Source organism: Methylohalomonas lacus (genome assembly GCF_024808875.1).
GTDB classification, from domain to species: domain Bacteria; phylum Pseudomonadota; class Gammaproteobacteria; order Methylohalomonadales; family Methylohalomonadaceae; genus Methylohalomonas; species Methylohalomonas lacus.
On sequence record NZ_JANUCT010000012.1, the window covers coordinates 70,089 to 94,907 of the forward strand.

Consider the following 24,819-nt stretch of genomic DNA (forward strand, 5'->3'; position numbering starts at 1 on the left):
ATTTCGTTGATGGCTGTCATGTATGAGTCGTTTATATTTTCTTGTTGCGTGTCACAAAGCTGGTTTTCATGCGGGTACCATTAGTTGGTGAGCGCATTACAGTCATTTCTCCTCCAAGGCTTCTGGCGCGCTGCTGCATAATGATGAGGCCCTGATGATGTTCTGGAGGTCTTTTTTCATCAATACCTATGCCATCATCATCTACAATGAGAGAAATTCTTCCTTCGTTCTCGGAATAAATATAAATTTCTGCATGACTGGCCATCGCATGGCGTACGATGTTGGAAAGACATTCACGAACGATTTGCAATATATGCATTTCCTCTTCAACCGATAATTCATCATCCAGCAGCCTATTGTCCAAGGTGACAGCAACACTGCTTTTGTTTTCAAATTCATCGGCTGAGTCACTCAGAGCCTGTCTGAGCGTCCTGCCATTCATGGTCAGTCTGAATGTTGTGATAAGTTCTCGTAGTTGAGCGTAGGCAAGATTTATATTGGTTCTCAATTCACCGAGGATTGCATCAGCACTATCAATATCAATCTTGCTATTGTTTTGATTGTTTGGATTTTGATTAATTATTTTTTGTAATCGCCCGGTTTGTATTTTTAGGTAAGACAGGGATTGGGCCAGCGAGTCGTGTAGTTCACGTGCAATAACTGCACGCTCTTCATATAATGCGATTCGCCGATTAGCCTGTGCCTTGTGTGCGCAACTCAATATGCCGGCAAAGCCGTTACATATGCTTCCAATCTGTGATGCTTCATATTCAGTAAGTTTTTTATTCTTATCGCGACGTATGATAAGAATATGATTATTGATTTCATTCCTTGATTGCAGTTGCATAACAAGCAAATACGAATCTGAATGAAATGGGTCCTGAATTTCAGCTAATGTATTATTCTGTTCTAAATTAATATCATTACTGATCAGTTTTATGCTTTTGCTTAGTTCTTCCTGGCAGCTATCATTGGAGGAGGCTAGCAGTATATAGTCGTCGATTCCGTGTTGAATGAAAATTGCACTACAGTCAGCCGATAGAACTTTTTCCGTCTCTTTCAGCAGTGGCGTTAAAGCTTGCGGTGATTCAGGCTCATCGGCAAAGCCTTCCAGTACCGTCTGCAATAGCTCCAGCAATGCATTTATACGTGGTATTTCATCCGATTCATCGGATTTAAACCTGTTTTCAAACAGGTTCATGCCCGCAATGCTTGATAGCTCTTCCTTTAAGCTTTCCTTGTGTCCTGTTGCTCGTGATAACCAAGTAAACATGACAGTTGAGCTCTTGTCGTGGGTGGGGTTCCCATTAGAATTTTACAACTTTCAATCCCGGTGCGATGAGGGTATCCCGCGACTGGTAAGCTGAGTATAGACATATCCATAACATATAAGCTATATCAATGCCATTGGTAGGCCTTCTGCTTCTGGCCCTTGCAGGCCTGTATCCGGCTTAACCGCTAATTTATAACATTTCTGAATTCCTGCCGCGCTGCAGCATCATTCTTCGCGGTTATACCTGCATTGGAATGCGCCAGGTTCGACTATTACTTAAGGGGTAGTACTTAAGGCGTATAAATAGTTGTTATTGAGTGAGTTACTGGTGGTGACCAGCACTGCTTAACGCCTGAGGGCTCCGGAGAAACCACTACTGATCCCGTGACGACATGATGAACAGCGGGCATATACTGCGCAAGAAACTCTTGCACAATACAACTTATGCCCGGAGGCATAATGGCACGGTCATCGGGACAGTACACCCAAACAGCGCCAGTGCTCTATTGCTGCTCTGAAGTTCGTGTAGCCCTGATGGTTCTATTAGGCAGGAGAACCTGGAGACAACTGATCCCCAGTTTGACCTGTCGGTTAAAGTCTTTTTTGCACGCCCTGTAGCCAATGATCATACAAGCGATCGGTTAATTTGTGCATATTTGTAATCCGGCTATGCATATCCCTGCGTACTTCTTCGGGACTCTGTACCGTTTCAGATATGGGGTCAAGATCATAGCCGTAGATCTCCAGCCAGTCCTCCAGTAGCTTTGCAGTAACCTCAAGATGCGCAACCGTGGCAACGTTGTCGCCGTAAACGAAGGCCTGGTCAGGACAGAAATCACTTTTATAGAGTGGCGTGGCACCAGGTGGTATTGTGAAGGCATCGTGATGCCAGATTAGAATTTCAAATTCATCATCGTCGTCACCCAGCCACTTGTCGGCTTCGGGACTGTGAATGCACTCGACTTCATGCCAGCCAATTTCCTTCGCCGACATGGGGTAGATTTCACCACCCATGGCCTTGCTCATTAATTGTGATCCGAAACAATGACCCAGTACCGGAATATCGGCATCCAGGGCTTGCTTGATAAGGTTGATTTCCTCATTGGCCCACCCGTGGCCATCATTGACACTGTATGTACAGCCGAGCAAAGCCAGTCCAGAAATCCCTTCTACCGTCTTCGGAACAGGATCATGCTGGTCAATAGCGGTGAATGTATAGGGAATACCCCGTGAATCCAGGGTGTCAGTAAGGTGACCTGCCTTTATCCAGTCTTCGTGTCGTACTATATGAATGGGCTTCACTGTCCTGTACCCCCTTTTCTGGTTAGTGATGTCGTCGAGTATGCGCTATCTGACAATCTGATATTCATGTATTGCCTATAACACAATAACTTGCAGACCAAAATTTCAGTAGCTGCTTATCCTGGCGTAAGCCGAATGATTATGAATTGATTCAAAATTTTCCGACTCAACAGAATAGCTGCCTATACGTCTATCGCCGGCAAGGGCACTGGCAATATCACGAACAATATCCTCAACAAATCTTGGGTTATCGTAGGCCTTTTCAGTCACGAACTTCTCATCCGAACCCTTTAACTGACTGTATAGCTCACACGAAGCCTTGCTTTCGACAAGACCAATAATCTCCTCAATCCAGATATGGTCATCAGTCTCCAGAAGAATTGTGACATGAGAGCGTTGACTGTGGGCGCCATAATCCGAGATCTCTCTGGCGCAGGGGCAGAGTGTGGTAACGGGCACGATAACTCTTAGGCTTAATACCAAAGTGTCTTCGGCTCTTATTTCACCTATCAATGCAACGTCGTAGTTGAGCAGGCCGCTGGCCCCGGATACTGGGGCGGACTTTTCCATGAAATATGGGAAAGCCATCTCTATGTAGGCAGTTTCAGATTCCAGCGAATCTGTCACTTCCTTAATAAGGTCCCTGAAAGAGGCCGAGTTGAACTCATGTTCCCGGCTATTCAGAATCTTGACAAAACGGGACATATGCGTGCCTTTCGCATTGCCAGGCAGGCCCACATACATATTAAAGGTGGCGACTGTGTTTTGTTTGTCTCCGGTATAGTCGGTTATAGTCACTGGAAGTTTAATGTCCTTTATGCCTACACAATCAATTGCTATATCACGTTCATCAAGGCTGCTTTGAACATCTAAAAGCGCGCTTTCTGATGACGAGGAATCGTTGTTGTCCAGCTCGTAAGACTTTGTATCCATACTGCAGCATCCATAAATAGATGGTTCTAAATAATTCAGTATTTTCATAATGTCAATTTGGTTGCTGCAGGAGATCCATCAGGACTTTCTGCGTCATTTCAGCCCCTGTTTAAATGGCTTCTACGGTGAATTCCAGCCAAGAATAGGTTTCCGGATAACGGAATAAAAATACTCAATAGGAGGTATATCTTGTGTGCAATTGATGCTGCCCGTTGGCATATGGTGAAGTTCTACTACCCTTAAAAGCGAAGGCATGAGGTGAGGCACCAAATGGTGGATATTCTGCCAAGCATATATGTGTCAGCCAACTGAATTTTTTCAAATCAGTATAGGAGTTCGTTCATTATGGGTCTTCCCAGTCATACCAAATATCTGGTTATCGGGGCAGGAATACATGGCTTGAGTACAGCTTATCATCTGGCTCAAATGCTCAGAAAAAAGGGGCAGGGTGATGGTAGTGACATTCTTATTATAGACAAGAAGGATATAGCTGCCGGGGCCTCGGGTATTGCTTGTGGTGTGGTTCGAAACAATTACTTTCAGCCGGCCATGCGGAAATTGATGGCTCATAGCGTCGATGTCTGGGAAAGTGATCCAGAGGCCTATAGTTATCACCCGGTAGGCTATATGCAGATTAGTCCGGAATGTATGCATGAGGACGTTGCCAGCATTGCCAAACAGCAGCAGGAAATAGGCTATGAGTCTGTCTTTATTGAAGGCGAAAAGGAATCCATGGACTACATGAGAGGGCTTTTCGATGACTGGCAGGCCAAGAATATAACCTCGGTTCTGCATGAAAAGCGCGGCGGCTATGCCAATAACGTACAAAGCATGGTCGGGCTGGCCAACAAGGCCAAGGGAGAAGGTGTCAGGATAGAGACCGGGGTCAAGGTCACAGGGTTCAAGTATGACAGCGGCGGCAACGCCATCAAGTCTGTTGAGACCGATCAGGGCACGATTGAATGTGACTACGTCATCGTTGGCGTGGGGCCCTGGATCAAGCAGGTCTGGGATATGCTCGAGTTGCCCAAGAAAATTGATGTCAAGGACCTTCAGGGCAAGGTGCACAAGGACGTTCCCATGTGGGTCTTCTGGTCCCTTCAGGAAGGTACCCTGGGTGTCGATCCGGAGCTGCAGAAAACCAATGATGGCATGCTGCCCCCGGTGATTCACGTAGACAGTGACGCGCCGCTCTATTCGCTCAAGGATGGTTCGCTGATCACTGATGATATGTGGGGTATTTACTACAAACCGGATACCCATTTTGGTGGCATTCAGGGCGGCGCTGCACCTTACAAAATCCAGACGGATCCGGAAGAGGTCCGTATCGACCCTTACGGACCGGAATCGCCGGATTACATCGTCGGCGATAACTTCGCTCACATGTGGTGCTCTGCTCTGGCACACTGCCAAAAACGCTTTGAAGACAAATACGAATTCTACAAGAAAGAGCCTTCAGGCGGTATTGGCGCACTCGCGCCGGACAGCTTTCCGGTTTTTGATGTGTTCCGTCAGAATTGCTACATCATCGCCGACTCCAATCACGGCTATAAAATGATTGGTGTGGGTAAACTGGTAGCGCAGGAGGTGATGGGTGAGACGAGCGATCTTCTCAAACCATTCAGGTTTTCTCGCTATGAGAAGGGGGAGCTTCATCCAACTTCGCATAGCCCATTCCCGTGGAGTTGATTAGTAATCCGGGTCAATCACCATAATATTTGAATTATCAATTAAGTTAACGAGTCTAGGGGACTGATTATGACCGACTATGAAGATTTTATAAGCACATCGGGCCGTGATAAGAAAGTCCAGGAAGTAAGAAAGAAGATCAACGATCTGGGTATTCAATATATCTATTACCAGTTCGTGTCTGTTACCGGTCGCATTATGGGCAAGGGCGCACCGGCCGATCATTGGGAGCGTTTTGCCGAAAAGGGTTTCCAGCTTGTATATGGCTCCACGGCCAATCTGTTTATTGACCGGCACGATCAATATATCGGCTACGGTCCCGAGGCCTGGGAGCTGGTTGGCATTCCGGAACCGGAGACCTTCGTGCAGTTACCGTGGGACAAGCGGGTTGCACGGGTTTTCTGCACCCTGTTCCGGGGTCGTGAGCATCCGGAAGATCCGGGCGCTTTCCTGACTTCGGATTGTCGGGGCAATCTGCGCCGTCTGCACAAAAAGTTCCAGGACGAACACGGACTACAGCTGCGTGCCGGAACCGAGCCGGAAATGATGTGGCTGAAACGCGATAGTGAAGGCAATCCGGACGGCGGTTACAGCAAGCCCTTCTGCTATCATATTGACCAGTTCGAGTCACTGCGCCCGGTATACATGCAGGTGATTGAATATGCCCGCCAGATGGGCCTGGATATCATCCAGGGTGACCACGAGGATGCGCCGGGTCAGCTCGAACTCAATTTCACCTTTGACGATGTCCTGCGCAATGCGGACAGGTTGACGACCTATCGACAGATTTGTGCACAGGTTGCCCGTGAAAACAACCTGATTGCCTGTTTCATGTCGAAGCCGTTCATGAGTGTTTCTGCGTCAGCTTGCCATACCAATATATCCCTGTGGCGCGGCGGTGAAACCGAGGTCAAGAAGCTCGGTAACAATGAGCTGCCAGGCATGGAGGAGCCGTATACTTATGCCAAGGGCGGTGAGAATACCTTCATGCCTGAAGGCGACAACCCGCGTGATCCCGGCGAGATCGGCAAATATGCGCTCGGCGGTATATTGAAACACCAGCGCGGACTGACCATTCTGGGCTGTTCCAACGTCAATTCATATCGTCGGCTTCTGGATACGGGCTTTTGGGCACCAGTTTTTGCGAACTGGGGTTATCAGAACCGTACTGCGAGCATACGCAATTCCGCGCCGGGACGTTTCGAGTACAAGACTGTCGACTCTGCCCACAATCCTTATCTGCTCGGTGCCGGCCTTCTCCAGACCATGAGCGAAGGTATTGCCAACAAGATAGACCCGGGCGAGCCAGAGCAGCGCAATATCTATGACGTCATGGAAGAGGTCGAGGAGAAGTACACCAAGATCCCGATTTCGCTGGGTGAAGCGCTCGAGGCACTGGGTCAGGATAAAACGGTTAAGACAGCCCTGCCTGGTGAAATGTACAAGGTGTTTGAGCACTACAAGCGCGATGAATGGGAGACCTTCCTGGCCACTGTGACGCAATGGGACCTGGAAAATTACATCGACTGCCTGCCGTAAACTGGAGGACGAAATAAATGTGTGGGATAGCAGGACTTATTCATAAAGGCAAAAACGCCGACATCGGCAAGGAGATGACCGCGATGCTGCAGGCATTGAAGCATCGCGGCCCCGACTCGACCGGCTATGCCCTGTACGGCAAGGCCAATGCGAAACAGTATGTCATGCGCATCAAGGTGGCCGAGGCGGATGATGTCCAGGTGTCGCATAGTAAAAAGGGCGGCTGGGGTATCCATGAGCTGATCAAGGAGCGCAAGGAAGAGGTTGAACGGCGCATCAAGGAGATGGGCGGTAAAATCCTCAGCACGGAACAGCCCAAGGAATATGCTTTTCGTTATACCTTTGAGTATGACAAGAATCTGGGCGATTTGGCCGACTTCCTCGAGGATCTGGAAGGCGTCGAGATTCTGTCAGTCGGCCATGGCCTCGAGCTGATCAAGGACCTTGGTGACGCAACCACAGTGAGTGAGGGTTATGGTCTGGGCTCCTTCAAGGGAACCCACGCCATGGGGCATACCCGCATGGCGACCGAATCCGATGTCGATATACGTTCGGCACATCCTTACTGGGCCTATCCGTACAGCGACATCTCCGTGGTCCATAACGGCCAGCTGACCAACTACTGGACCAAACGCCGCGCACTTGAGCGCAAGGGGCATCGCTTCGCCTCCAGCTGTGATTCCGAGCTGATTGCCGTTTATATCGCCGACAAGCTCGATGAGGGCAAAACCCTGGAAGAGGCGATGCATGACTCGGTAACGGAGCTCGATGGCGTGTTTACGTATCTGGTGGCAACCGAGAATTCCCTTGGCATGGCGAAAGACACCATGGCTGCCAAGCCGATGGTTCTCTATGAGAGTGATGATTTTATTGCCATGGCCTCTGAGGAAGTTGCCATCAGAAGCATATTCCCGCATGAGATTGATACTTATGATCCTTACGATGGAGTAGTCAAGGTATGGCAGAGCTAGAATCCAGAGATTCCCATGATATGGGAATGCACGATGAGCAGCTGGCGGGCAGGACGCAGCAGATATTCTTCAAGCCGTCAGCTGAGGAAAACTTTACCTATCCGGGCGCTTACGAGGTTGATTTCGACAAGGAGACCGAGTTCGATGCGGCCGATATGAGTAACAAGGATGTCAACCTCAAGATCCGTGACTTGATGAGCCAAGGCTATGGCAGCATCACGATTCGCAATCCGGGCGCGAAGCATTCGCTGGGGGTCTGTATTCTCAATCGTCTGCAGCTCACCTTTGACGGCAGCCTGGGCTATTTCGGCTGCGGCCTGATAGACGGGCCCAATGTGCATATCAAGGGCCGTGTTGGCTGGTCGTGTGCCGAGAACATGATGGCCGGGACCGTTGTGATTGAAAAAAATGCCGGTTCCACCTTTGGCGCTGCGCTGCGCGGCGGCGATCTTGTCTGCAAGGGCGACGTTGGTTCGCGCTCCGGCATCGACATGAAAGGCGGCACGATTATTGTTGGTGGCAAGACCGGCATGAACTCCGGCTTCATGATGCAACGTGGCCGCATGGTCATTCTGGGCGATGCTGGTCAGAACCTCGGTGACTCCATGTATGACGGCACCATCTACATTGCCGGCAAGTATGAAAGCCTGGGCGTTGATGCTGTTGAGAGCGAGATGACACAGACCGACATCGACTGGCTCGAGAAAAAGCTTTCAATTTATGGGCTGAAAGCGCCAAACGGTGTCGAGAATGTTCGCAAGATCGTTTCCGGCAAGAAGCTCTGGAACTATGACAATCTTGAGCCGAGCGAGAAGAAACTGATTCTCTGAGCATCGGCACAGGCATCGTATTGTGAGAACCGATTAGAGGTTAAAAGAAAATGTCACAGGAAAATACAGCTGCAAAGGCTGCACCAGGGGTTGAGAAAAAGGAAAAACCGGAACGGGATATCCACAACCTTGGTTCCAGCTTCATATTCAAACCGAACGTCATTGACGATATACACGTCAAGGCGGAACTGGGCCGCTACCGGATGCGCGGCTTCTCACTGTTCAAGAAGATTCCTCATTTCGATGACCTGACGTTCCTGCCAGGCACTCTGACGCGTTTCGTTATCGAGGGCTATCGCGAGAAGTGTGAGACCAAGACCATTCTTGGTCCGCGCGCGAAACGGCCCATGGAGCTGGATATTCCGGTTTATATTACCGGCATGAGCTTTGGCGCGCTGTCCTATGAAGCCAAGACGGCACTGGCGCGCGGTGCCACCATGGCCGGCTCCGCGACCTGCTCGGGCGAGGGTGGCATGATTCCGGACGAACGCCGCTATTCCGAGAAATGGTTCTATCAGCTGATCCAGTCGCGTTACGGTTTCAATCCGCATCACGCCAGGCTGGCCGACGCCATCGAGTTCTTTATCGGCCAGGGCTGCAAGGTCGGCATGGGTGGCCATCTGATGGGCCAGAAAGTGACCGACCAGGTGGCCGAGATGCGCTCGCTGCCGGCTGGTATCGACCAGCGTTCGCCGGCCCGCCATCCGGACTGGCTGGGTCCCGACGACCTGGCGCTGAAGGTCGAGGAAGTCCGCGAGGCGACCAACTGGGAAATCCCGATCCAGCTCAAGCTGGGTGCCGCCCGCGTCTATGACGACGTCCGCATGGCTGCCAAGTGCGAGCCGGACTGCATTTACATTGACGGCATGGAAGGCGGCACCGGTGCCGGCCCGCACCTGGCCACGGAAGATACCGGTGTGCCGGGTATCGCCGCGATCCGCCAGGCCCGCAAGGCATTGGACGATGTCGGCAAGACGGGTGAAATCTCGCTCATCTATGCCGGCGGTATCCGCAACGGTGCCGACCTGGCCAAGGCCATTGCCCTGGGCGCCGATGCCGTGGCGATTGGTCACGCGGCCCTGATTGCACTGAATTGCAACAAGGACATCGAGGAAGCCGATTTTCCCAATGAAATGGGCGTCGAGGCCGGCTACTGTTATCACTGCCACACGGGTCGCTGCCCGGTCGGCGTGACGACGCAGGATCCGCAGTTGCGCAAGCGCCTGAACCCGGACGAGGCCGCCGAGCGGGTCTACAACTTCCTGCATACACTGGCTGTCGAGTGCCAGCTGTTTGCCCGCGCCTGCGCGAAGACCAACGTGCATTCACTGGAGCCGGAAGACCTGGCCGCATTGACCATGGAAGCCTCATCCATGGCCCAGGTGCCAATGGCCGGTTCCCAGCACACGGTGGGCCGGCCCGACATGACCCGCTACTAATCAATGCCTGTTGATTGATCGGAGAGAGAGCGTTATGAGTGACAAGAAAGACGAAGGTTATTACGTCACCGACGAAGGTGTCGATACCGAACGTGAGAAGTGGATCGGCCAGCACATTGGTTATCGCTATGACGTGAACCTGGTTCCCGACATGAACCGGGTCACGCCTTTCCTGGAAAAGTACATGGATATCATGGGCTGGCAGGATCTGAACTGGCTGGAAGATGTGCACATGGGCTACGAGGACGGCAAGCCGGCGGTTTTTGATCGCAATATTAACGGCTGGGTGCAGGTGCCCGGCGATGTTGAGCTGCCGGACAACCAGCAGGACCGGGACATGATCGCCAGGGAACTGTTGATCAAGTTCCAGATGTCGTCCGATCACCCGCTGGTTGATCTGAAAAAGGCGTATGCCAAGTTTTAATCCGTGCGTTTCCGGCACAAGGCGAAACAGGTGAATCGTGACTGATAGTAGTACCAATCCCAATGTCGTCCGTCACCAGACGGCGGCCCAGGCCCTGCGCGACCATTTTATGAAATGGCAGTGCAAGGCCCGGCAGAATGCCGTGCGCAAGAGTTCGGGCAAGCCTTCGGAGTCGATGTGTCCAAACCTGATCGCGGAGGACGGGGTGTTGCGGCAGATCGTGGCGCTCATCAACAAGCATGAGTCCTATTCCCTGGTGCCGGAACTCAAGCACATCGTGTTGCGAACCCAGGATCCGAAAAAGCGTTACGACAGCGGCCTGGAGCTGCTGGCCGCGGAATACTACCAGGACCGGCGCGAGTTCTCGGACCATCTCACCGCCTTGTTCGGACCCGAAGAGCCGCTCGTCGACTATCTGGCCCAACAGGGCAGTTGTGTGCTGGAGTTCGACCGTACCCGGCAGTACTATTCGCTGCCCTGCGAGGTCGTGAACCTGGATGAAGAGGACTATCTGTTCCAGGCGACTTATTGGCATAACCAGCTGTTCAACCCGTACATGCCGCCGGAAGTCCAGGTGCTGGCGTTCAGGCCGGACTGGTCACGGGCCGTGGCCGATCCCGAACCGGCATGACCCTCCCAGTGGGCAGGGTATGATGATGTTTTAATACAGGCTGTCAGGGATGCTGTGGAGATGACCTGTAATCAGTTGCGATGCACGGATAGACAATCGGGTATACGGACATGGTCAAAAGGGATGACAACGATGCCCGCCTGCTGAGACGGCGCGTGCTTGCCGGTAACCTGCTCGGCTATACCGGCTTGCTGGGTGGCGTCGTGATCTATCTTCGCGACGCGCCAACCCATCCATTCTGGTACGCGCTCACCGGCGCTGCCGTCGTAGCGGGCGTGGGCCTGGCGTGGCTGTATCTGTTCCGATTGCGTTAGCCGGTCGCCGTGTTTTTCTCATTGGATAATTACTGCAGGGAGCAGCGATGACTGAAAACAAGGGAAGCTGTCTGTGTGGCGCTGTAAGCTTTGTGACAGCCGGCCGGCTGCGCGGGGTCGTCAACTGTCATTGCGGCCAGTGCCGTCAATTTCATGGCCATTTCGCCGCCTATACCGCGATCCACCGTGATGCGGTGACCATTGCCGATCCGAACGACCAGCTCGGCTGGTATGACTCCTCGCCCGGTGTTCGCCGCGGCTTCTGTCGCCAGTGTGGCAGCAGCCTGTTCTGGGACCGGCAGGATTCGGAACTGCTGCGGATTGCCGCCGGCTGCATCAGTGCGCCGACCGGCCTGACCACCGAGGGACACATTTACATGGCGGACGCCGGCGACTATTACCGGCTGCAGGATGAACTGCCCAAGCGGCAGCAGGGCCTGAAAAGCCCGCTGATCGAGTAGGCCGCGCGGCTAGCCGCAGCAGCTGCCGCCGGAGCGGCGCGCGACGATGTTCCTGACACGGGCGGTGGTGATGCCGAATTTCCGCGCGATATCCCGGCTGCTCATGCGCTGGTTCTGATGCAGCATCATGATCATGTAGATATCTTCGTCGGACAGCGTCCGCTCACACTGGCCGTTACCTCGCGCCGATGATCCCTGTGCTGTTTTCATGTTCGTTTCCGCCCGCTAGCAACCGCCGGTGTTATCGGTTTCGCCGTCAGTAGCATGCGGCTTGATCTCCAGGATCAGTGCGTCACTCGGGATCGCCCCCAGTGACTCGTGCATGTACCACGCCGCCTCCACCAGGTAGAGGTACACCGAGTGGCCTTTATGATTGGCCAGGGCACGGGCCTCGTCCAGTAATGCGGCAGGAGGCAGCTCGTACATGGTCAGTTCTGCGATGGCTGCCAGGCCAGCATGCACTCAATCAGCTGTTTTAACACTTCGCGTATCCGGCTCGCCCGGTGCGGCAGAAATTCGTACGGGTAATCCTCGTTCATGTAGCTGCACTGGGTCAATTCGAGCTGAACGGCGTGAATGCCATTGCCGGGCTGGCCGTAGTAGCGGGTGATATAGCCGCCCTTGAAACGGCCGTTGCGGGTGCTGCTGAATGACTCGGCCGCCTGGCAGATGTCGTAGAGCCGGTTTTCCAGATCACTACTGGCACTTTTCCCGCCCGCCGTACCGAGATTGAGATCCGGCAGGCGGCCCTCGAACAGTCGCGGAATCACCGAGCGGATGGAGTGCGCCTCGTAGAGCAGGGCATAGCCGTGGTTGCCCAGTTTTTCGCTGATGACTTCGCCCAGGCATTGATGATAGGGCGCCCAGATGGTCTCGATACGCCGGCGGACTTCCGCGCTGTCGGGTTCCTGGCCCGGCTGGTAGATGGGATCGTTGTTGAACAGGGTCTGCGGACACAGGCCGGTCGTGTCCATGCCGGGATACAGTGGCGTATCGTCAGGCGGTCTGTTCAGGTCGATCACGTAACGTGAATAATTGCCCTTGAGCACGCTCGCACCCAGGGTCGTGGCAAAATTGTATAGCGTATCCACGTGCCAGTCCGTATCGGGCAGCGTACGCGCCGCTTCCGTCATCCGTGCCAGGACGTCGTCCGGCACGTAGGTGCCGGCATGCGGAATGCTGATGATAAGCGGCGTGTCACCCGCCTTGTAACTATAGGGCCGCATAAAGTCTCATGGATCCTTGACTCCCTGGCCGCGGCGCAGCGGATCGCTGCACCACGCTGTCCGTGATTCAATCGTGAATGTATTCAACGACCTCGAGGCCGAAACCGGAAAGGGCGTTGATTTTCCTCGGCGCGCTCAGCACCCGCATGCGACGCACGCCGATATCCGCAAGAATCTGCGCGCCAATGCCGATCATGCGCAAGTCGCGGCGCTGCGACTGCGATCCGGTGTCGGTTCGCGGCGCATCCTCTGACAGCTGCTGCACCTGGCGAATGATATCGCTGTTGCTCATGTGATTGCCGAGGATGACGGCGACCCCGGAATCGGCCTGGCCAATGCGGCGCAGTGCATCGCGCAGCGGCCAGCCGAAATGATCGCTGACCGCGGCGGTCAGGTCGGCGACCGGGTTGCCGATGTGCACGCGGACCAGCGCCGGCGAGACCGGATCGATCGTACCCTTGACCAGCGCCAGGTGAATATCCTTGTCGATGCTGTCTTCGTAGGTAATAAGCCGGAATGGACCGAACTCGGTCTGCAGCGGCGTTTCGGCAACGCGGCGTACGGTCTTTTCCGTTTTGCTGCGATAGTTGATGAGATCGGCGATCGTGCCCAGCTTCAGATCATGCCGATGCGCGAACCGTTCCAGGTCCGGGCGCCGCGCCATCGTGCCGTCGTCATTGAGGATCTCGACAATGGCCGTCGCCGGCACCAGTCCGCCCAGGCCCGCCATGTCACAACCCGCCTCGGTATGCCCGGCGCGGGCGAGTACGCCGCCCGGCTGTGCCATGAGCGGAAAGACATGGCCCGGTTGCACCAGGTCAACGGGCCGGGCATCCGCGGCCGCCGCCGTTCTGACGGTCACCGCCCGGTCCGCTGCGGAAATGCCGGTGGTCACGCCGCGCGCAGCCTCGATCGAAACCGTGAAGTTGGTGCCCGAGTGACTGGCACCGGCGCTGGTCATGAGCGGCAGGTCGAGTTGCTGGCAATGTTCCCGCGTTAGCGTCAGGCAGATCAGGCCGCGACCATAGCGCGCCATGAAATTAACATCCTCGGCGCGTACGTGCTCGGCAGCAATGACCAGGTCACCTTCATTCTCGCGATCCTCATCGTCCATGAGGATAACCATCCTGCCGTCCTGGATATCGGCAATCAGTTCTTCCGTGCTACTGCATTCAACATTCATGGCGAGGATGACCCATCTACTGAAATCGGATGAACATCAGCACATACAGCTCTGATGATTCATCTTAATAGTCGTATCAGATGATAGCCGCGGTCAATTGGCTGTGGTGAGTATTACTAAAGTGATAAACCGATCTGGAACAACACTTTCAATAGCCACCATCCCTGGATTTGCCGCATGGAACACGACGGCCTTGTTTAAAGTTGCACCTGTAGCGTGCAATTGATGCCTTCGGCAGAATACTTCGATCCATCATGTTGCCGCTCAGACAATCTCATCAGGAATCGTGTTGCTCATGCGCGTAGCGTAACCATTATCAGGCTTTAACGGGCCTTGATCGGCGGCATTGCCTGCGGACTGCAATATTCATAACTCACTGAAATTGATAGTGTCTCTGCACAAAATCTTGGTAATTTGCGACACAGGTCGTCTAATACCCCTTAGGTTGTAACTATTAGGCGCAATAGACGCGCAGATTGGCTGACACTAAATTTAACGGTGTTTGCAATCCGCATAATAAACATAGACTCAGGGGATTACCCATGGCAACAGAAGCAGCAACTCAGTTTGCAGAGCAGGTTACCACCAACATGCTCCTGCAAAACCTTGTATATGCTTCCGGCACGGTCGGAGCAATATTTATTGTAATCGGTCTGCTCTTGATCGATGTTGGGGGTGCCCGACGAAAAAACGCGTTTAATGCCGTCATTGAAAAAATGACGGGGTTCTTTATCAGTGCCGCAACCTATTTTCTGATCGGCTTTGCATTCTGGGCTTCCCAGTATTACATCATGGAAGGCTACACGCTGATGGATACCATCAAGGATTGGTGGGGCGGCGGCGGACTTGCCAACTCGCTGGCGCAAAATGTGGACCCGGCGACCTTCCCCGGTATAAACAACTTCCAGATCTTCATTTTCTTCCTGGCTTGTTTTGCCGGTATCGTAACCGTCCTGCTGCATTTCGCAGTGTCGGAGCGCATGAAGGCATCGGCATTCTACGTCACGGCCTTTGTTGCCGCCGTCGTTTCCTCGATACTCAGCTGGTGGACCTGGGGCTCGGTCGGCCCATTGACCAACCTGGGCTTCCATGACTTCTTTGGTGTCGGGTTTGTCTACTTGTTCCCGGCCGGCATGGCGCTGGTGTTCGTCCGCAAGCTCGGTGCGCGGCCCGGCCAGTTCGCGCCCCATGCCAAGGTGACCGAGTACCGGCCATCCGACATGGCGCTGGTGGCCACTGGTGTCATGACCATCTTTGCCGCCCTGCCGATGGTGATCCTGTCCTGCCTGTTCTTCGTTGATCCCGAGGCGCTGGCAGTCAGTGTGACCATGGCGGATACCAGTGTCGGTATTGCCTTCAATAACTACGCGGCAGCCTGGGCCGGTGGCATGATTATGGGTGCCATCATTTCCTATGCGACGGGCAAGAACGCCTACCTGCTGCTCGGTCCGCTGGCGGGCTACGTGACCGGTGCCTCCGGCTTCGACGTCTACGTGCCGTGGCAGATGTTCCTCGTCGCCCTGGGTGGTCCGATCGTGGCCTACTTCGTCTACGAGTTCATGCAGAAGCGCAACGTCGACGAGCACAAGCTGATACCGCTGTTCATCGGTGCCGGCTCCTACGGCCTGATCATGCTCGGCCTGTTGAAGGCGGGTACGCCGCGCGGCGGCTATATCGGCATCGAGGAAGGCGCGTACGCATTCCAGCATGGCGAGATCGGCATCCTGATGCAGGTCGTCGGCATTCTGGTTTGCGTCGGCCTTGGTATGGTCACGGCCTGGATACTGTCCTTCATTCTGGAGCACACCACCGGACTGCGTGTCTCCGATGATGAACAGGCCGAAGGTCTGGATAAGGTCAAGTGGGGTATAGAGCCCGACGTCGACCTCAACTCCGAGAGCAACACCTAGGCCGTTCCGTACCGGTGTCACGCTGACCGGCCAGGCCAGCTAACGACACCGGCCAACGGATCCGACGCCCGTATCGGGGATACCCGGTACGGGCGTTTTTTATGGTGATGCAGAAGTCTGTCGGTAGCACAGACACCCGCCGTTAGTACAAAACGGATAGGCATATGTCACGGGCACCAGGACAGGAGAACTGGAAGAGGCTGGATTAGTTTATCCGCGGAAGGTCATCATCGCTGTCGTCATCCTCGAACTCCCAGTCATAGCGCTTAACCGGGGGCAGGGGATCCCGGTGGCGTAGTACGACGGCACAGAGGACGCCGGTAATTGCCCCGAACAAGTGGTACTCGAACGAGACCCCACGCGCCAGTGGAAACACCCCCCAGATCATGCCGCCGTACAGGAAGAAAACGACCAGCGTCAGGGCAATCGACTGCCGATCGCGGCGCAGGATGCCGCTGACCAGCATGTAAAACAGCATGCCGTAGGTCAGACCGCTGGCACCGATGTGCACGGACTCGCGGGCGAACAGCCATACGCCCAGACCGGAACCCAGCCAGATGATGGGCAAGGTGATGCGGCTGGCCCGGGGCGTGTTAAAGAGGACGAAAATACCCAGAACGAGTAGCGCCGGACTGTTGCTGATGAGATGGCCCCACGAGCCATGGATCAATGGTGCGGTCAGGATGCCGACCAGACCCGAGGTAACGCCGGGGCGCACGCCCAGGAATGCCGGGTTCCATCCAGTGAAAAAGATAACCAGGTGAATCAGCCAGATCAGCCCGACAAAACCGGCGACGCCGGCAGCGATCAGGCGTGACCGGCGGATCTGGACGGTCGGGTCATCAGGTTCGCTTACTCTTGCATTGAGCATGTCTGTCGCTCGTTCGGACTGCTAACAAAGCTACAGGCTATGGCTTTAGCGGGAAAGCAGCCTGGACTCAGACTTGGTCAGACGAGTCGAACGCAGACCTGTCACGGTCCAGCAGGACCAGGATATTATCTTGGTCAACTCAATCCGAGGTTGCGTCGGCTCCGTCTCGCTGGTACACCGACAGGCTAATAGTGAGGGGCGGTACACTAGCTTGACCTTGCTGTCTTATCTAATTGATTTAAAATCAATTAGATAAGACCAAAGGCGTGGTCGACTAAGACTCCAGGGGGCGCCATATTTCGATTCATCCAGTCAATCCGTACCAATTGAATGATATGTCGATAAAACGGCTTTTCTTCGACATGTCTATAGAATGTGTCGACGCTATAGACCGGAAAATTTTGCTTGTTAATAGGGTATTTTACAGACAGTCACTGGATAATACTTAAGCACATTTTAAATTTAACTGATAATTATGCCTCAATTATATTCTTACACCATTCCTATTGATGACGGTGCGGCCCCAAATCCATTTTTTGGGATGTGTACTTTGGCAATATGCAAACCCAAAATTCGCAAGACGGCTCAAGTGGGTGATTGGGTTGTAGGTATCGGATCTAAAAATGCGCCAGGCGGCGACTTCAGCCAGAAATTAGTCTATGCGATGAATATAGAGGAAAAAATGTCACTGCAGGATTATGACAAAAGTGCCACTGCAAGATGGCCACATAGAATACCTGATATAACCAGTATGGCTTTGCAGGATCGGCTGGGGGATTGTATCTATGATTTTTCCAGCGGCGATATTCCTATCCAGAGATCGAGTGTTCATGATCAGGGAAACTACGATACGGATTTAAGTGGTGAAAATGTCCTAATTTCCAGAGATTTTTATTATTTTGGGAACCGACCTTTGTCCCTTCCCGAGCATTTGCTTGCGATATGTCATCCACAACAAGGTCATAGTAAAGACAGTAATGATCCTTATGTTCAAGATTTTATTAAGTGGATTCGATCCTTAAGTCTACCAGTTGGACAGGCCTATGGCTGGCCCGATTACATCATAGATTGGCATGGTTTCAAGGGTTGTGCTGGGTGCGCTATTAGGAAGGATGATGATCAAAAAGATAATGCCCATTAACTGATAGTTTACGGCTAGCCTGATTCAAGCGATATTACGAATAATATTATATCAGCTAATAAGAAAACTATGATAACGGAATATCAAGCAAAATACTTTGCCTGGGAGTTAACCCGACGCCGCCGTGGTTATGGTGATGACCGCATAGTGCAGTCTCTCTTTGACGCTAGTGTCGATTTAAATCCTCATCAAATTGATGCAGCTCTATTTGCTCTGCAAAATCCCTTGACCAAAGGGCACTTGTTGGCTGACGAGGTTGGACTAGGTAAAACTATTGAAGCCGCACTTGTACTTGCTCAATATTGGGCCGAGCGTCGACGTAACTTGTTAGTAATTTGTCCAGCATCATTACGCAAGCAATGGGCTAATGAACTGGCTGAAAAATTTCATCTAGATACGCAAATACTTGATGCAAGAAGGTGGAAGCAACTTCGTAAAGAAGGATTTGACAACCCTTTAAGTCAAGACTGGGTAAATATCATTTCCTATAACTTTGCTGTCAATATTGAAAAACAGTTGAGTCAGGTTCCATGGGATCTGGTTGTCATGGATGAAGCACAAAAACTACGTAATGCACACCGCGACAGTCATAAATCTGGACAGTCCATTAAAAGGTCTCTGGCAGGATCGAGAAAGCTGTTATTGACAGCGACACCACTCCAGAACAGTCTTCTGGAAATCTATGGTCTTTCCACAATCATTGACGAGCACCTTTTTGGAGACGCAGTTAGTTTCCGAAGTCAGTATATGCGTTCAGATGGCGATCTTCAGGGTTTGAAGCATCGGTTGAGAGATTTTACCAAACGCACCTTGCGCCGACAGGTATTGGAATATATCCAGTATACTGAACGACGGCCATTGACGATCCCATTTGAGCCTAGTGACGAAGAACAGAGACTATATGATCTAGTTTCCGGATACCTTCAACGCGAGGATTGTTATGGTTTTCCTCCTCGTCAGCGCCATTTGATTGGCTTAGTTCTGCGTAAATTACTAGCCTCTTCAACTGAGGCGGTTACTGCAACTTTACAAATTATATTGGAGCGACTACAGAAACTAGAACAGCAGAAGACATTGGATGATGATTGGTTAGAGAATCTTTTGTCAGAGGATGATATCGATGAAGAAATCCTAGAAGAGACCGGTTCAAGCAATGAAACGTCTCTTGCTTGTCAAGAGCAGGATATCGATCCCGTCAAGCTCCGTGGCGAAATCGCCGAAATCGAACAATACATCCAACTGGCAAGAAGTATCAAGGAAGATAAAAAGTCTTATGCCTTGCTTCACGCTATTGAGACAGGTTTCGAGCGCATGCGTGAGATGGGTGCGCCAACCAAGGCAGTCATTTTTACGGAATCTCGTCGTACTCAGGAGTATCTGGCCCGTTTTCTGGAGTCACACGGCTTCCGGGATAAGGTGATCACCTTTAGTGGCTCTAATACTTCATCATCGGCGACTGGTATCTACCAACGCTGGCTCAAGAATTACGCAGGTAGTGACCGTGTGACTGGCAGTGCCGCAATCGATAGACGTACAGCATTAGTAGACTATTTTCGCGATCAGGGCGAGATTATGATTGCTACTGAGGCCGGCGCCGAGGGCATCAATCTCCAGTTCTGTGCTCTAGTTATTAACTACGATCTGCCCTGGAACCCTCAACGAGTCGAGCAGCGTATTGGCCGTTGTCATCGATATGGTCAGAAATTTGATGTAGTTGTTATTAATTTCATGAATCAGCGTAATGCTGCAGATAGGCGCGTATTAGAACTGCTGTCTGAGAAGTTTCATCTTTTCGATGGTGTATTTGGTGCCTCTGACGAGATTTTAGGGCGAATTGAATCCGGTGTAGATTTCGAAAAACGTATCTCGGAAATTTATGAAACTTGTCGTACACCTCAAGAAATCGAAGCGGCGTTTACTAAACTAAGGAGTGAGTTAGAGGGCTCGATTGAGTCTCGTATGCGGGAGACCGAGCAAAAGCTGCTGGAACACTTCGATGCAAATATTCACGAATTACTTAAGGTTAGACGCGAAAGAGCCGAAGAGAATCTGGATCGTATTAGCAAACTATTTTGGCAACTCACACGCTACATACTTAATGATATGGCGTGTTTCGAACAAGAAAAATTAGCGTTTAACTTGCAGGAATCTCCCACGCCAGCGGCGGAGAAGGGCGAATATCGCCTGATTCGTAAGGGCGAAGCTGCCCCCGAACATGCTCATCTATATCGTCTCAGTCACCCATTAGGTGAGTATGTATTGGATGCAGGAAGAAGGTTAGAGACGCCATCAGCACTTGTAAAGTTTGATTTGTCTGGCCATGCCTTAAAAATCTCAGTCCTTGAACAACTTAGCACCAAGTCGGGTTGGCTCGATCTCAATTTATTGGAACTGGAGATTTTCGAACGCGAGGAATATTTGGTCTTTACGGGCTTGGCGGATGACGGTACAACCCTGGACCAGGAGGCCTGTGAACAACTGTTCACATTGGCTGCAACCGTAGAATCTCTTGATGACACGAAACCACCACAGCTTTTAGAGAGTAATGCCCAACTTCAATTACAGGCTAAGCGTAGTCAAGCGCTGGATGAAAATAACGAATATTTTCAGCGCGAACGGGAAAAGCTGGAGCAGTGGGCGGATGATCAGATTATGGCAGCTGAACAAACTCTGCATGACACTAAGATCAAGATTCGGGATACCAAGCGCCGGGCTCGCACCGCAGCGACTGTCGAAGAGCAGAAGCAGCTACAGGAAGAGCTTAAACGCCTCGAAAGTCAGCAGCGTCGTCAGCGTCAGGAGATATTTGACGTGGAGGATGACATTGAGAAACGGCGGGATGAGCTAATTGCTGCCCTGGAAAAGCGACTACAACAGCGTAGTGTTACCCACCACCTGTTTCGGATACGGTGGGAATTGGCTTAGTTCTCTGACAAGGACACTACCAACGCTAGATTAGTAAATATTTATAAAAATCAATAGCATATACTAGACTTCACCACGGACGCCGAAGTAGGAACCTAGTTAGAATCAGCCTGTTAAGCGATAAAACCTAAAAATAACAAATAGTTAGTGTTCTATGGACAGACATCGCTTTCCGAGCCCAGAATTTGCATCCTACTAAATAAATCATATATGATTCACTATAACATTTAGTGAATCATATTCTTTACAAAATGAGAAAATTCCAGCTTCCAGCTCGTGTCCAAGCCCACCTCCGTGCCCAAGGCGATCTGGTCAGCGCGGCACGCCGGGCCCGGGGCATGACCCAGGCGGACTTGGCAGCGCGTGCTGGGACTTCCCGGCCCACCATCTATCGCCTGGAAGACGGTCAGCCGAATGTCGCCTGGGGTACGGTAATGACGGTCTGCTGGTTGCTGGATATTCCTACCGATCCGGATCTGATGGACCCTGTCCGCCGGGCCGAATTGCTGTCCGAGGCAGCAGCCGTGCAAAGGGCACGTGGCAGCAGCCGGGAACTGGATGATGACTTTTAAGCCCGGTCATACTGAGGCCTATATCTGGATCTGGCTGCCAGGGGAGACAGACCCTGTCGTCTGCGGCAAAGTGGCTGCGCGGGATGCGGGCCCGAATGCCATCCATCGGTTTGTCTATGGGCGCTCATACCGTGACTTGGAGGCGGCTATTCCCTTGCTCCCCCACGCTCTGCCGATTAAGGCCGGCGAGCAACCCAGCCGCCGCGGGCTGCACGGTGTGTTGCGGGATGCCGCGCCGGACGCCTGGGGCCGGCGTGTGCTGATGTATAAATTGCAAATGTCGGTAGAGCGAGGCGAAGCGGAATTAACGGAAATCGATTACCTTCTGGCCGGTGGGCAGGGCGTTGGTGCACTGCACTTTCAAGGTGATGCGGAGGCGTGGCAGCCAAAGGCGAGCCATACTGCTGAATTGAAAGATATGCTGTCCGCGGCCGAGGCAGTCGAGCAGAATCAGCCGTTACCGCCGGAGCTGGATCAGGCACTGTTGCATGGCACCAGCATTGGCGGTGCTCGGCCCAAGGTATTAATTAATGGGGAGAGTGGCCAACCGGCAATCGCCAAATTCAGCTCCACGACAGACCATCATCCTATGGTGAAGCTTGAGGCCCTGGCATTATTGTTGGCGCGCCGGGTGGGTATAGAGACCGTGACCAGCCAGCAGCTCTCGGTGATGAATAAAGATGTCTTGCTGGTGAACCGTTTTGACAGCGAGGCAGCTAGATCCGGACGGCGGCATTTTTTCAGTGCATTAACCGCCCTCGACCTGGATGAAATGGAGGCACGTTATGCCGGTTACCCGGATTTGGCAGATTACCTGCGTCACTACTCCGATGATGTAACGGCCCAATGCCGCGAGTTGTTTCGCCGTATGCTACTAAATATCATGATCGGTAATTCCGATGATCATGCGCGTAACCATGCTCTGTTCTGGGACGGCCGCCATGTACATCTCACACCGGCCTACGATATTTGTGTAATGCCCCGGATGTCCCTGGAAAGCAGCCAGGCAATGGAAGTCGGGGAGCAGGGCAAGCGCGGTACGCTGGCTAATGCCCTTTCCAGTTGTGGTCGTTTCGGTTTGACCAAAGCGGAAGCGCTACAAATGGCTGAGGAAATGGAAGTCTTGATCCGGCAATCATGGCAGGAAGCCTGTGAGGAGGCAGAGATTCCGGAACAACTTGCGGCTAATCTATGGGAACGCACGGTACTGTCACCGGCGCTTCATCAGGACTGAACGTAATAATCATTATAGAAATGGAAATGGCATGACTGACAACAATAGCGGTAACAAGCAATTCAACAAACTCGTCACGCTGCTCAAGGAATTGTTTCAGCTCGATCAGCCGGATCTGGATTTCGGCCTTTATCGTGTCATGCATGCCCGGGCCGAGGAGATCAGTCAGTTCCTGGATAAGGATTTGTTGCCACAAGTCAAGCAGGCCTTTTCAGAGTATCAGACCGCCGACAAGGCCGAAATGGAGAAAGAACTCCAGGAACTGATAGCCAGCATCGAAAAAGCGGACATGGATCCTGAGCAGTCACCCAAGGTTCAGGAACTGCGCAAGAAGGTTGCCGAGCAGGGCGTGGACATCGCTGGTTTGGAGAACGAAGTTTACGATCATCTCTACAGCTTCTTCCGCCGTTACTACCACGAAGGCGATTTCCTCGCCAAGCGCGTCTACAAGCCCGGCGTCTACGCTATTCCCTACGAGGGTGAAGAGGTCAAGCTGCATTGGGCCAACAAGGACCAGTATTACATCAAGACCAGCGAATACCTGCGCGATTACACGTTTACGCTCAAGCCCGGTGCCGACGATCCCATGCGCGTGCATTTCCGGTTGGTCGATGCGAGCGAGGGTGAGCACGGCAACGTCAAGGCGCAGGAAGGCAAGGACCGGCTATTCATCCTGGTCAATGAAGATTTTATTGCCGAGGAAGATGGCGAACTGGTCATCCGCTTTGAATACCGTCCCGCCACCATGGATGACTGGTCGGAAGAAGCCAAAGCGCAGGCCACCGCCGCGGCCGCGAAAAAACCGCCAACGCAAAAGAATCTGCGGGCGGATGCTGTGCGCCGGGTTCTGGCTGCAACGGACGCCAGCCTGAATCCATGGCTGGCGGAGCTGGCGAAGAACCATGTCAAGGCCAACGGCGAACAGGCGGATTACAGCAGGCTAGCCGGGCATCTGGAGCGCTATACCAAACGCAACACTTTCGATTACTTCATCCACAAGGACCTGGGCGGTTTCCTGCGCCGTGAACTGGACATCTATATTAAGAACGAAGTCATGCATCTGGACGATATCGAGAGCGAATCGGCGCCCCGGGTCGAGCAGTATCTGTCCAAGATCAAGGTCATTCGCCAGATCGCCGGCAAGATTATCGACTTTCTGGCCCAGCTGGAGGATTTCCAGAAGAAGCTGTGGCTAAAGAAGAAGTTCGTGACGGAGACGTCATGGTGCATACGCCTGGGGTGCATTCCGGAAGAGTTTTATCCTGAGATTGTAGCCAATGATACCCAACGGAAGGAGTGGGTTGATCTACATTCAATCAATGAGATAGAAGAGGATTTGGCCACGGTGGCATATAGTGAGCCTTTAACGACAGAATTTTTGAAAGTAAACCCGACTCTCATGGTTGATACTTTGAATTTTGAGGAGGGTTTTGTTCAGCGATTGCTAGAAGCAATATCAAATATTGATGAGCAGATAGATGGCATAATTATGCATGGTGAAAATTTTCAATCGCTATCTGATATGCAAAAGCGATTCCAGGATGCAATACACTGCATACATATAGATCCTCCTTATAACACCTCTTCTAGTGGATTTTTGTACAAAAATAATTACCAGCACTCAAGTTGGTTGACGATGATGGAGGATCGTTGCTCTAGCTCTATGCAGTTATTAAAAGAAGAAGGAGTATTTGTATGTCATATTGATGAGAATGAGATAGAAAGGCTGCATTTGTTATTAGAGTCAAATGGTTCCATTAATGCTGGAACTATGGTATGGGATAAAGGCGCGCCAGTAACGGGGACTCATGGAATAGGGACGCAACACGAGTATGTATTATGGAGAGTTAAAACTCCGCGGATTCGCCTAATAAGTGCAATTTCTTAGGGTAAAGAGCCAGCTGCTATAGTTCGGCTTTTTCCCGACCAAGAGAAATTGCACCATGAACTA

At 52.2% G+C, this 24,819-nt stretch carries 23 protein-coding genes; 15 read left to right on the top strand and 8 right to left on the bottom strand.

Annotated features, from left to right (window positions below):
- Positions 1 to 31: 31 nt before the first annotated feature.
- The 3 genes from J2T55_RS09270 to folE2 form a co-directional block, all read right to left on the bottom strand.
- A complete protein-coding gene (locus J2T55_RS09270; protein ID WP_259055817.1) occupies positions 32 to 1,273 on the bottom strand; it encodes a histidine kinase in 1,242 nt (413 codons plus the stop codon).
- Between the two features lie 591 nt (positions 1,274 to 1,864).
- Complete coding sequence (locus J2T55_RS09275; RefSeq protein WP_259055818.1) at positions 1,865 to 2,575, bottom strand: type 1 glutamine amidotransferase; 711 nt, start codon at positions 2,573 to 2,575, stop codon at positions 1,865 to 1,867.
- Positions 2,576 to 2,680: 105 nt separating this feature from the next.
- Complete coding sequence (gene folE2, locus J2T55_RS09280; RefSeq protein ID WP_259055819.1) at positions 2,681 to 3,508, bottom strand: GTP cyclohydrolase FolE2; 828 nt, start codon at positions 3,506 to 3,508, stop codon at positions 2,681 to 2,683.
- Positions 3,509 to 3,853: 345 nt separating this feature from the next.
- On the opposite strand from folE2, the gene J2T55_RS09285 reads away from it, so the two are divergent.
- The 9 genes from J2T55_RS09285 (at position 3,854) to J2T55_RS09325 (ending at position 11,806) form a co-directional block, all read left to right on the top strand.
- Positions 3,854 to 5,197, top strand: a complete 1,344-nt coding sequence (locus J2T55_RS09285) for an NAD(P)/FAD-dependent oxidoreductase (RefSeq protein WP_259055820.1) — start codon at positions 3,854 to 3,856, stop codon at positions 5,195 to 5,197.
- 69 nt (positions 5,198 to 5,266) lie between these two features.
- Entirely contained in the window at positions 5,267 to 6,736 is a 1,470-nt protein-coding gene (locus J2T55_RS09290) for a glutamine synthetase family protein (protein ID WP_259055821.1), read from the top strand.
- A gap of 17 nt (positions 6,737 to 6,753) precedes the next feature.
- A complete protein-coding gene (locus J2T55_RS09295) occupies positions 6,754 to 7,707 on the top strand; it encodes a class II glutamine amidotransferase domain-containing protein (RefSeq protein WP_259055822.1) in 954 nt (317 codons plus the stop codon).
- A complete protein-coding gene (locus tag J2T55_RS09300) occupies positions 7,695 to 8,537 on the top strand; it encodes a GltB/FmdC/FwdC-like GXGXG domain-containing protein (protein WP_259055823.1) in 843 nt (280 codons plus the stop codon). The genes J2T55_RS09295 and J2T55_RS09300 overlap by 13 nt, the downstream gene beginning before the upstream one ends.
- 50 nt (positions 8,538 to 8,587) lie before the next feature.
- Entirely contained in the window at positions 8,588 to 9,976 is a 1,389-nt protein-coding gene (locus tag J2T55_RS09305) for an FMN-binding glutamate synthase family protein (protein ID WP_259055824.1), read from the top strand.
- Positions 9,977 to 10,010: 34 nt separating this feature from the next.
- Positions 10,011 to 10,400 carry a hypothetical protein gene (locus tag J2T55_RS09310; protein WP_259055825.1) on the top strand — a complete coding sequence of 130 codons (390 nt, stop codon included), beginning with the start codon at positions 10,011 to 10,013 and terminating at the stop codon, positions 10,398 to 10,400.
- Between the two features lie 37 nt (positions 10,401 to 10,437).
- Positions 10,438 to 11,031 (top strand): hypothetical protein, encoded by a 594-nt coding sequence (locus J2T55_RS09315; protein ID WP_259055826.1) that lies wholly within the window; start codon positions 10,438 to 10,440, stop codon positions 11,029 to 11,031.
- Positions 11,032 to 11,141: 110 nt separating this feature from the next.
- The gene (locus tag J2T55_RS09320) at positions 11,142 to 11,345 is read left to right on the top strand and encodes a hypothetical protein (protein WP_259055827.1); all 204 of its coding nucleotides are present in this window, start codon (positions 11,142 to 11,144) and stop codon (positions 11,343 to 11,345) included.
- Positions 11,346 to 11,392: 47 nt separating this feature from the next.
- A complete protein-coding gene (locus J2T55_RS09325; protein ID WP_259055828.1) occupies positions 11,393 to 11,806 on the top strand; it encodes a GFA family protein in 414 nt (137 codons plus the stop codon).
- Between the two features lie 9 nt (positions 11,807 to 11,815).
- Here J2T55_RS09325 and J2T55_RS09330 read toward each other — a convergent pair whose 3' ends face one another.
- The 4 genes from J2T55_RS09330 to ribBA all read right to left on the bottom strand — a co-directional run bounded on the left by J2T55_RS09330 (position 11,816) and on the right by ribBA (position 14,215).
- Positions 11,816 to 12,016, bottom strand: a complete 201-nt coding sequence (locus J2T55_RS09330) for an Lrp/AsnC family transcriptional regulator (protein ID WP_259055829.1) — start codon at positions 12,014 to 12,016, stop codon at positions 11,816 to 11,818.
- Positions 12,017 to 12,031: 15 nt separating this feature from the next.
- Positions 12,032 to 12,232: a hypothetical protein gene (locus J2T55_RS09335; RefSeq protein WP_259055830.1), complete on the bottom strand. Its 201-nt coding sequence runs from the start codon at positions 12,230 to 12,232 to the stop codon at positions 12,032 to 12,034.
- A 2-nt stretch (positions 12,233 to 12,234) separates the two neighbouring features.
- Positions 12,235 to 13,032, bottom strand: coding sequence for an N-formylglutamate deformylase (gene hutG / locus J2T55_RS09340; protein WP_259055831.1), 798 nt, complete (start codon positions 13,030 to 13,032; stop codon positions 12,235 to 12,237).
- 67 nt (positions 13,033 to 13,099) lie between these two features.
- Positions 13,100 to 14,215: a bifunctional 3,4-dihydroxy-2-butanone-4-phosphate synthase/GTP cyclohydrolase II gene (gene ribBA / locus J2T55_RS09345; RefSeq protein WP_259055832.1), complete on the bottom strand. Its 1,116-nt coding sequence runs from the start codon at positions 14,213 to 14,215 to the stop codon at positions 13,100 to 13,102.
- A 542-nt stretch (positions 14,216 to 14,757) separates the two neighbouring features.
- Here ribBA and J2T55_RS09350 point away from each other — a divergent pair.
- Positions 14,758 to 16,125, top strand: coding sequence for an ammonium transporter (locus tag J2T55_RS09350; RefSeq protein WP_259055833.1), 1,368 nt, complete (start codon positions 14,758 to 14,760; stop codon positions 16,123 to 16,125).
- A gap of 205 nt (positions 16,126 to 16,330) precedes the next feature.
- Here the strand turns inward: J2T55_RS09350 and J2T55_RS09355 are convergent, their stop codons facing one another.
- On the bottom strand, positions 16,331 to 16,996 hold the full coding sequence (locus J2T55_RS09355) for a rhomboid family intramembrane serine protease (RefSeq protein WP_259055834.1): 666 nt from the start codon (positions 16,994 to 16,996) through the stop codon (positions 16,331 to 16,333).
- 475 nt (positions 16,997 to 17,471) lie between these two features.
- Here J2T55_RS09355 and J2T55_RS09360 point away from each other — a divergent pair, with 475 nt between their 5' ends.
- From J2T55_RS09360 to J2T55_RS09380, 5 genes are all read left to right on the top strand, one after another.
- Entirely contained in the window at positions 17,472 to 18,137 is a 666-nt protein-coding gene (locus J2T55_RS09360; protein WP_259055835.1) for an Nmad2 family putative nucleotide modification protein, read from the top strand.
- 69 nt (positions 18,138 to 18,206) lie between these two features.
- Positions 18,207 to 21,062, top strand: coding sequence for an SNF2-related protein (locus J2T55_RS09365; RefSeq protein ID WP_259055836.1), 2,856 nt, complete (start codon positions 18,207 to 18,209; stop codon positions 21,060 to 21,062).
- Positions 21,063 to 21,313: 251 nt separating this feature from the next.
- Positions 21,314 to 21,634, top strand: coding sequence for a helix-turn-helix transcriptional regulator (locus J2T55_RS09370; RefSeq protein WP_259055837.1), 321 nt, complete (start codon positions 21,314 to 21,316; stop codon positions 21,632 to 21,634).
- Positions 21,621 to 22,868: a type II toxin-antitoxin system HipA family toxin gene (locus J2T55_RS09375; RefSeq protein WP_259055838.1), complete on the top strand. Its 1,248-nt coding sequence runs from the start codon at positions 21,621 to 21,623 to the stop codon at positions 22,866 to 22,868. The genes J2T55_RS09370 and J2T55_RS09375 overlap by 14 nt, the downstream gene beginning before the upstream one ends.
- 31 nt (positions 22,869 to 22,899) lie before the next feature.
- Positions 22,900 to 24,756, top strand: a complete 1,857-nt coding sequence (locus J2T55_RS09380; protein WP_259055839.1) for a site-specific DNA-methyltransferase — start codon at positions 22,900 to 22,902, stop codon at positions 24,754 to 24,756.
- Positions 24,757 to 24,819 lie beyond the last annotated feature (63 nt).

Coding starts and splice junctions, on each gene's coding strand:
- J2T55_RS09330 (WP_259055829.1), bottom strand. CDS start 12,016: ATGAAAACAGCACAGGGATCATCGGCGCGAGGTAACGGCCAGTGTGAG.
- ribBA (WP_259055832.1), bottom strand. CDS start 14,215: ATGAATGTTGAATGCAGTAGCACGGAAGAACTGATTGCCGATATCCAG.
- J2T55_RS09380 (WP_259055839.1), top strand. CDS start 22,900: ATGACTGACAACAATAGCGGTAACAAGCAATTCAACAAACTCGTCACG.
- J2T55_RS09350 (WP_259055833.1), top strand. CDS start 14,758: ATGGCAACAGAAGCAGCAACTCAGTTTGCAGAGCAGGTTACCACCAAC.
- J2T55_RS09375 (WP_259055838.1), top strand. CDS start 21,621: ATGATGACTTTTAAGCCCGGTCATACTGAGGCCTATATCTGGATCTGG.
- J2T55_RS09320 (WP_259055827.1), top strand. CDS start 11,142: ATGGTCAAAAGGGATGACAACGATGCCCGCCTGCTGAGACGGCGCGTG.
- J2T55_RS09295 (WP_259055822.1), top strand. CDS start 6,754: ATGTGTGGGATAGCAGGACTTATTCATAAAGGCAAAAACGCCGACATC.
- J2T55_RS09285 (WP_259055820.1), top strand. CDS start 3,854: ATGGGTCTTCCCAGTCATACCAAATATCTGGTTATCGGGGCAGGAATA.
- J2T55_RS09360 (WP_259055835.1), top strand. CDS start 17,472: ATGCCTCAATTATATTCTTACACCATTCCTATTGATGACGGTGCGGCC.
- J2T55_RS09325 (WP_259055828.1), top strand. CDS start 11,393: ATGACTGAAAACAAGGGAAGCTGTCTGTGTGGCGCTGTAAGCTTTGTG.
- J2T55_RS09365 (WP_259055836.1), top strand. CDS start 18,207: ATGATAACGGAATATCAAGCAAAATACTTTGCCTGGGAGTTAACCCGA.
- J2T55_RS09305 (WP_259055824.1), top strand. CDS start 8,588: ATGTCACAGGAAAATACAGCTGCAAAGGCTGCACCAGGGGTTGAGAAA.
- J2T55_RS09370 (WP_259055837.1), top strand. CDS start 21,314: ATGAGAAAATTCCAGCTTCCAGCTCGTGTCCAAGCCCACCTCCGTGCC.
- hutG (WP_259055831.1), bottom strand. CDS start 13,032: ATGCGGCCCTATAGTTACAAGGCGGGTGACACGCCGCTTATCATCAGC.
- folE2 (WP_259055819.1), bottom strand. CDS start 3,508: ATGGATACAAAGTCTTACGAGCTGGACAACAACGATTCCTCGTCATCA.
- J2T55_RS09310 (WP_259055825.1), top strand. CDS start 10,011: ATGAGTGACAAGAAAGACGAAGGTTATTACGTCACCGACGAAGGTGTC.
- J2T55_RS09300 (WP_259055823.1), top strand. CDS start 7,695: ATGGCAGAGCTAGAATCCAGAGATTCCCATGATATGGGAATGCACGAT.
- J2T55_RS09355 (WP_259055834.1), bottom strand. CDS start 16,996: ATGCTCAATGCAAGAGTAAGCGAACCTGATGACCCGACCGTCCAGATC.
- J2T55_RS09270 (WP_259055817.1), bottom strand. CDS start 1,273: ATGTTTACTTGGTTATCACGAGCAACAGGACACAAGGAAAGCTTAAAG.
- J2T55_RS09335 (WP_259055830.1), bottom strand. CDS start 12,232: ATGTACGAGCTGCCTCCTGCCGCATTACTGGACGAGGCCCGTGCCCTG.
- J2T55_RS09290 (WP_259055821.1), top strand. CDS start 5,267: ATGACCGACTATGAAGATTTTATAAGCACATCGGGCCGTGATAAGAAA.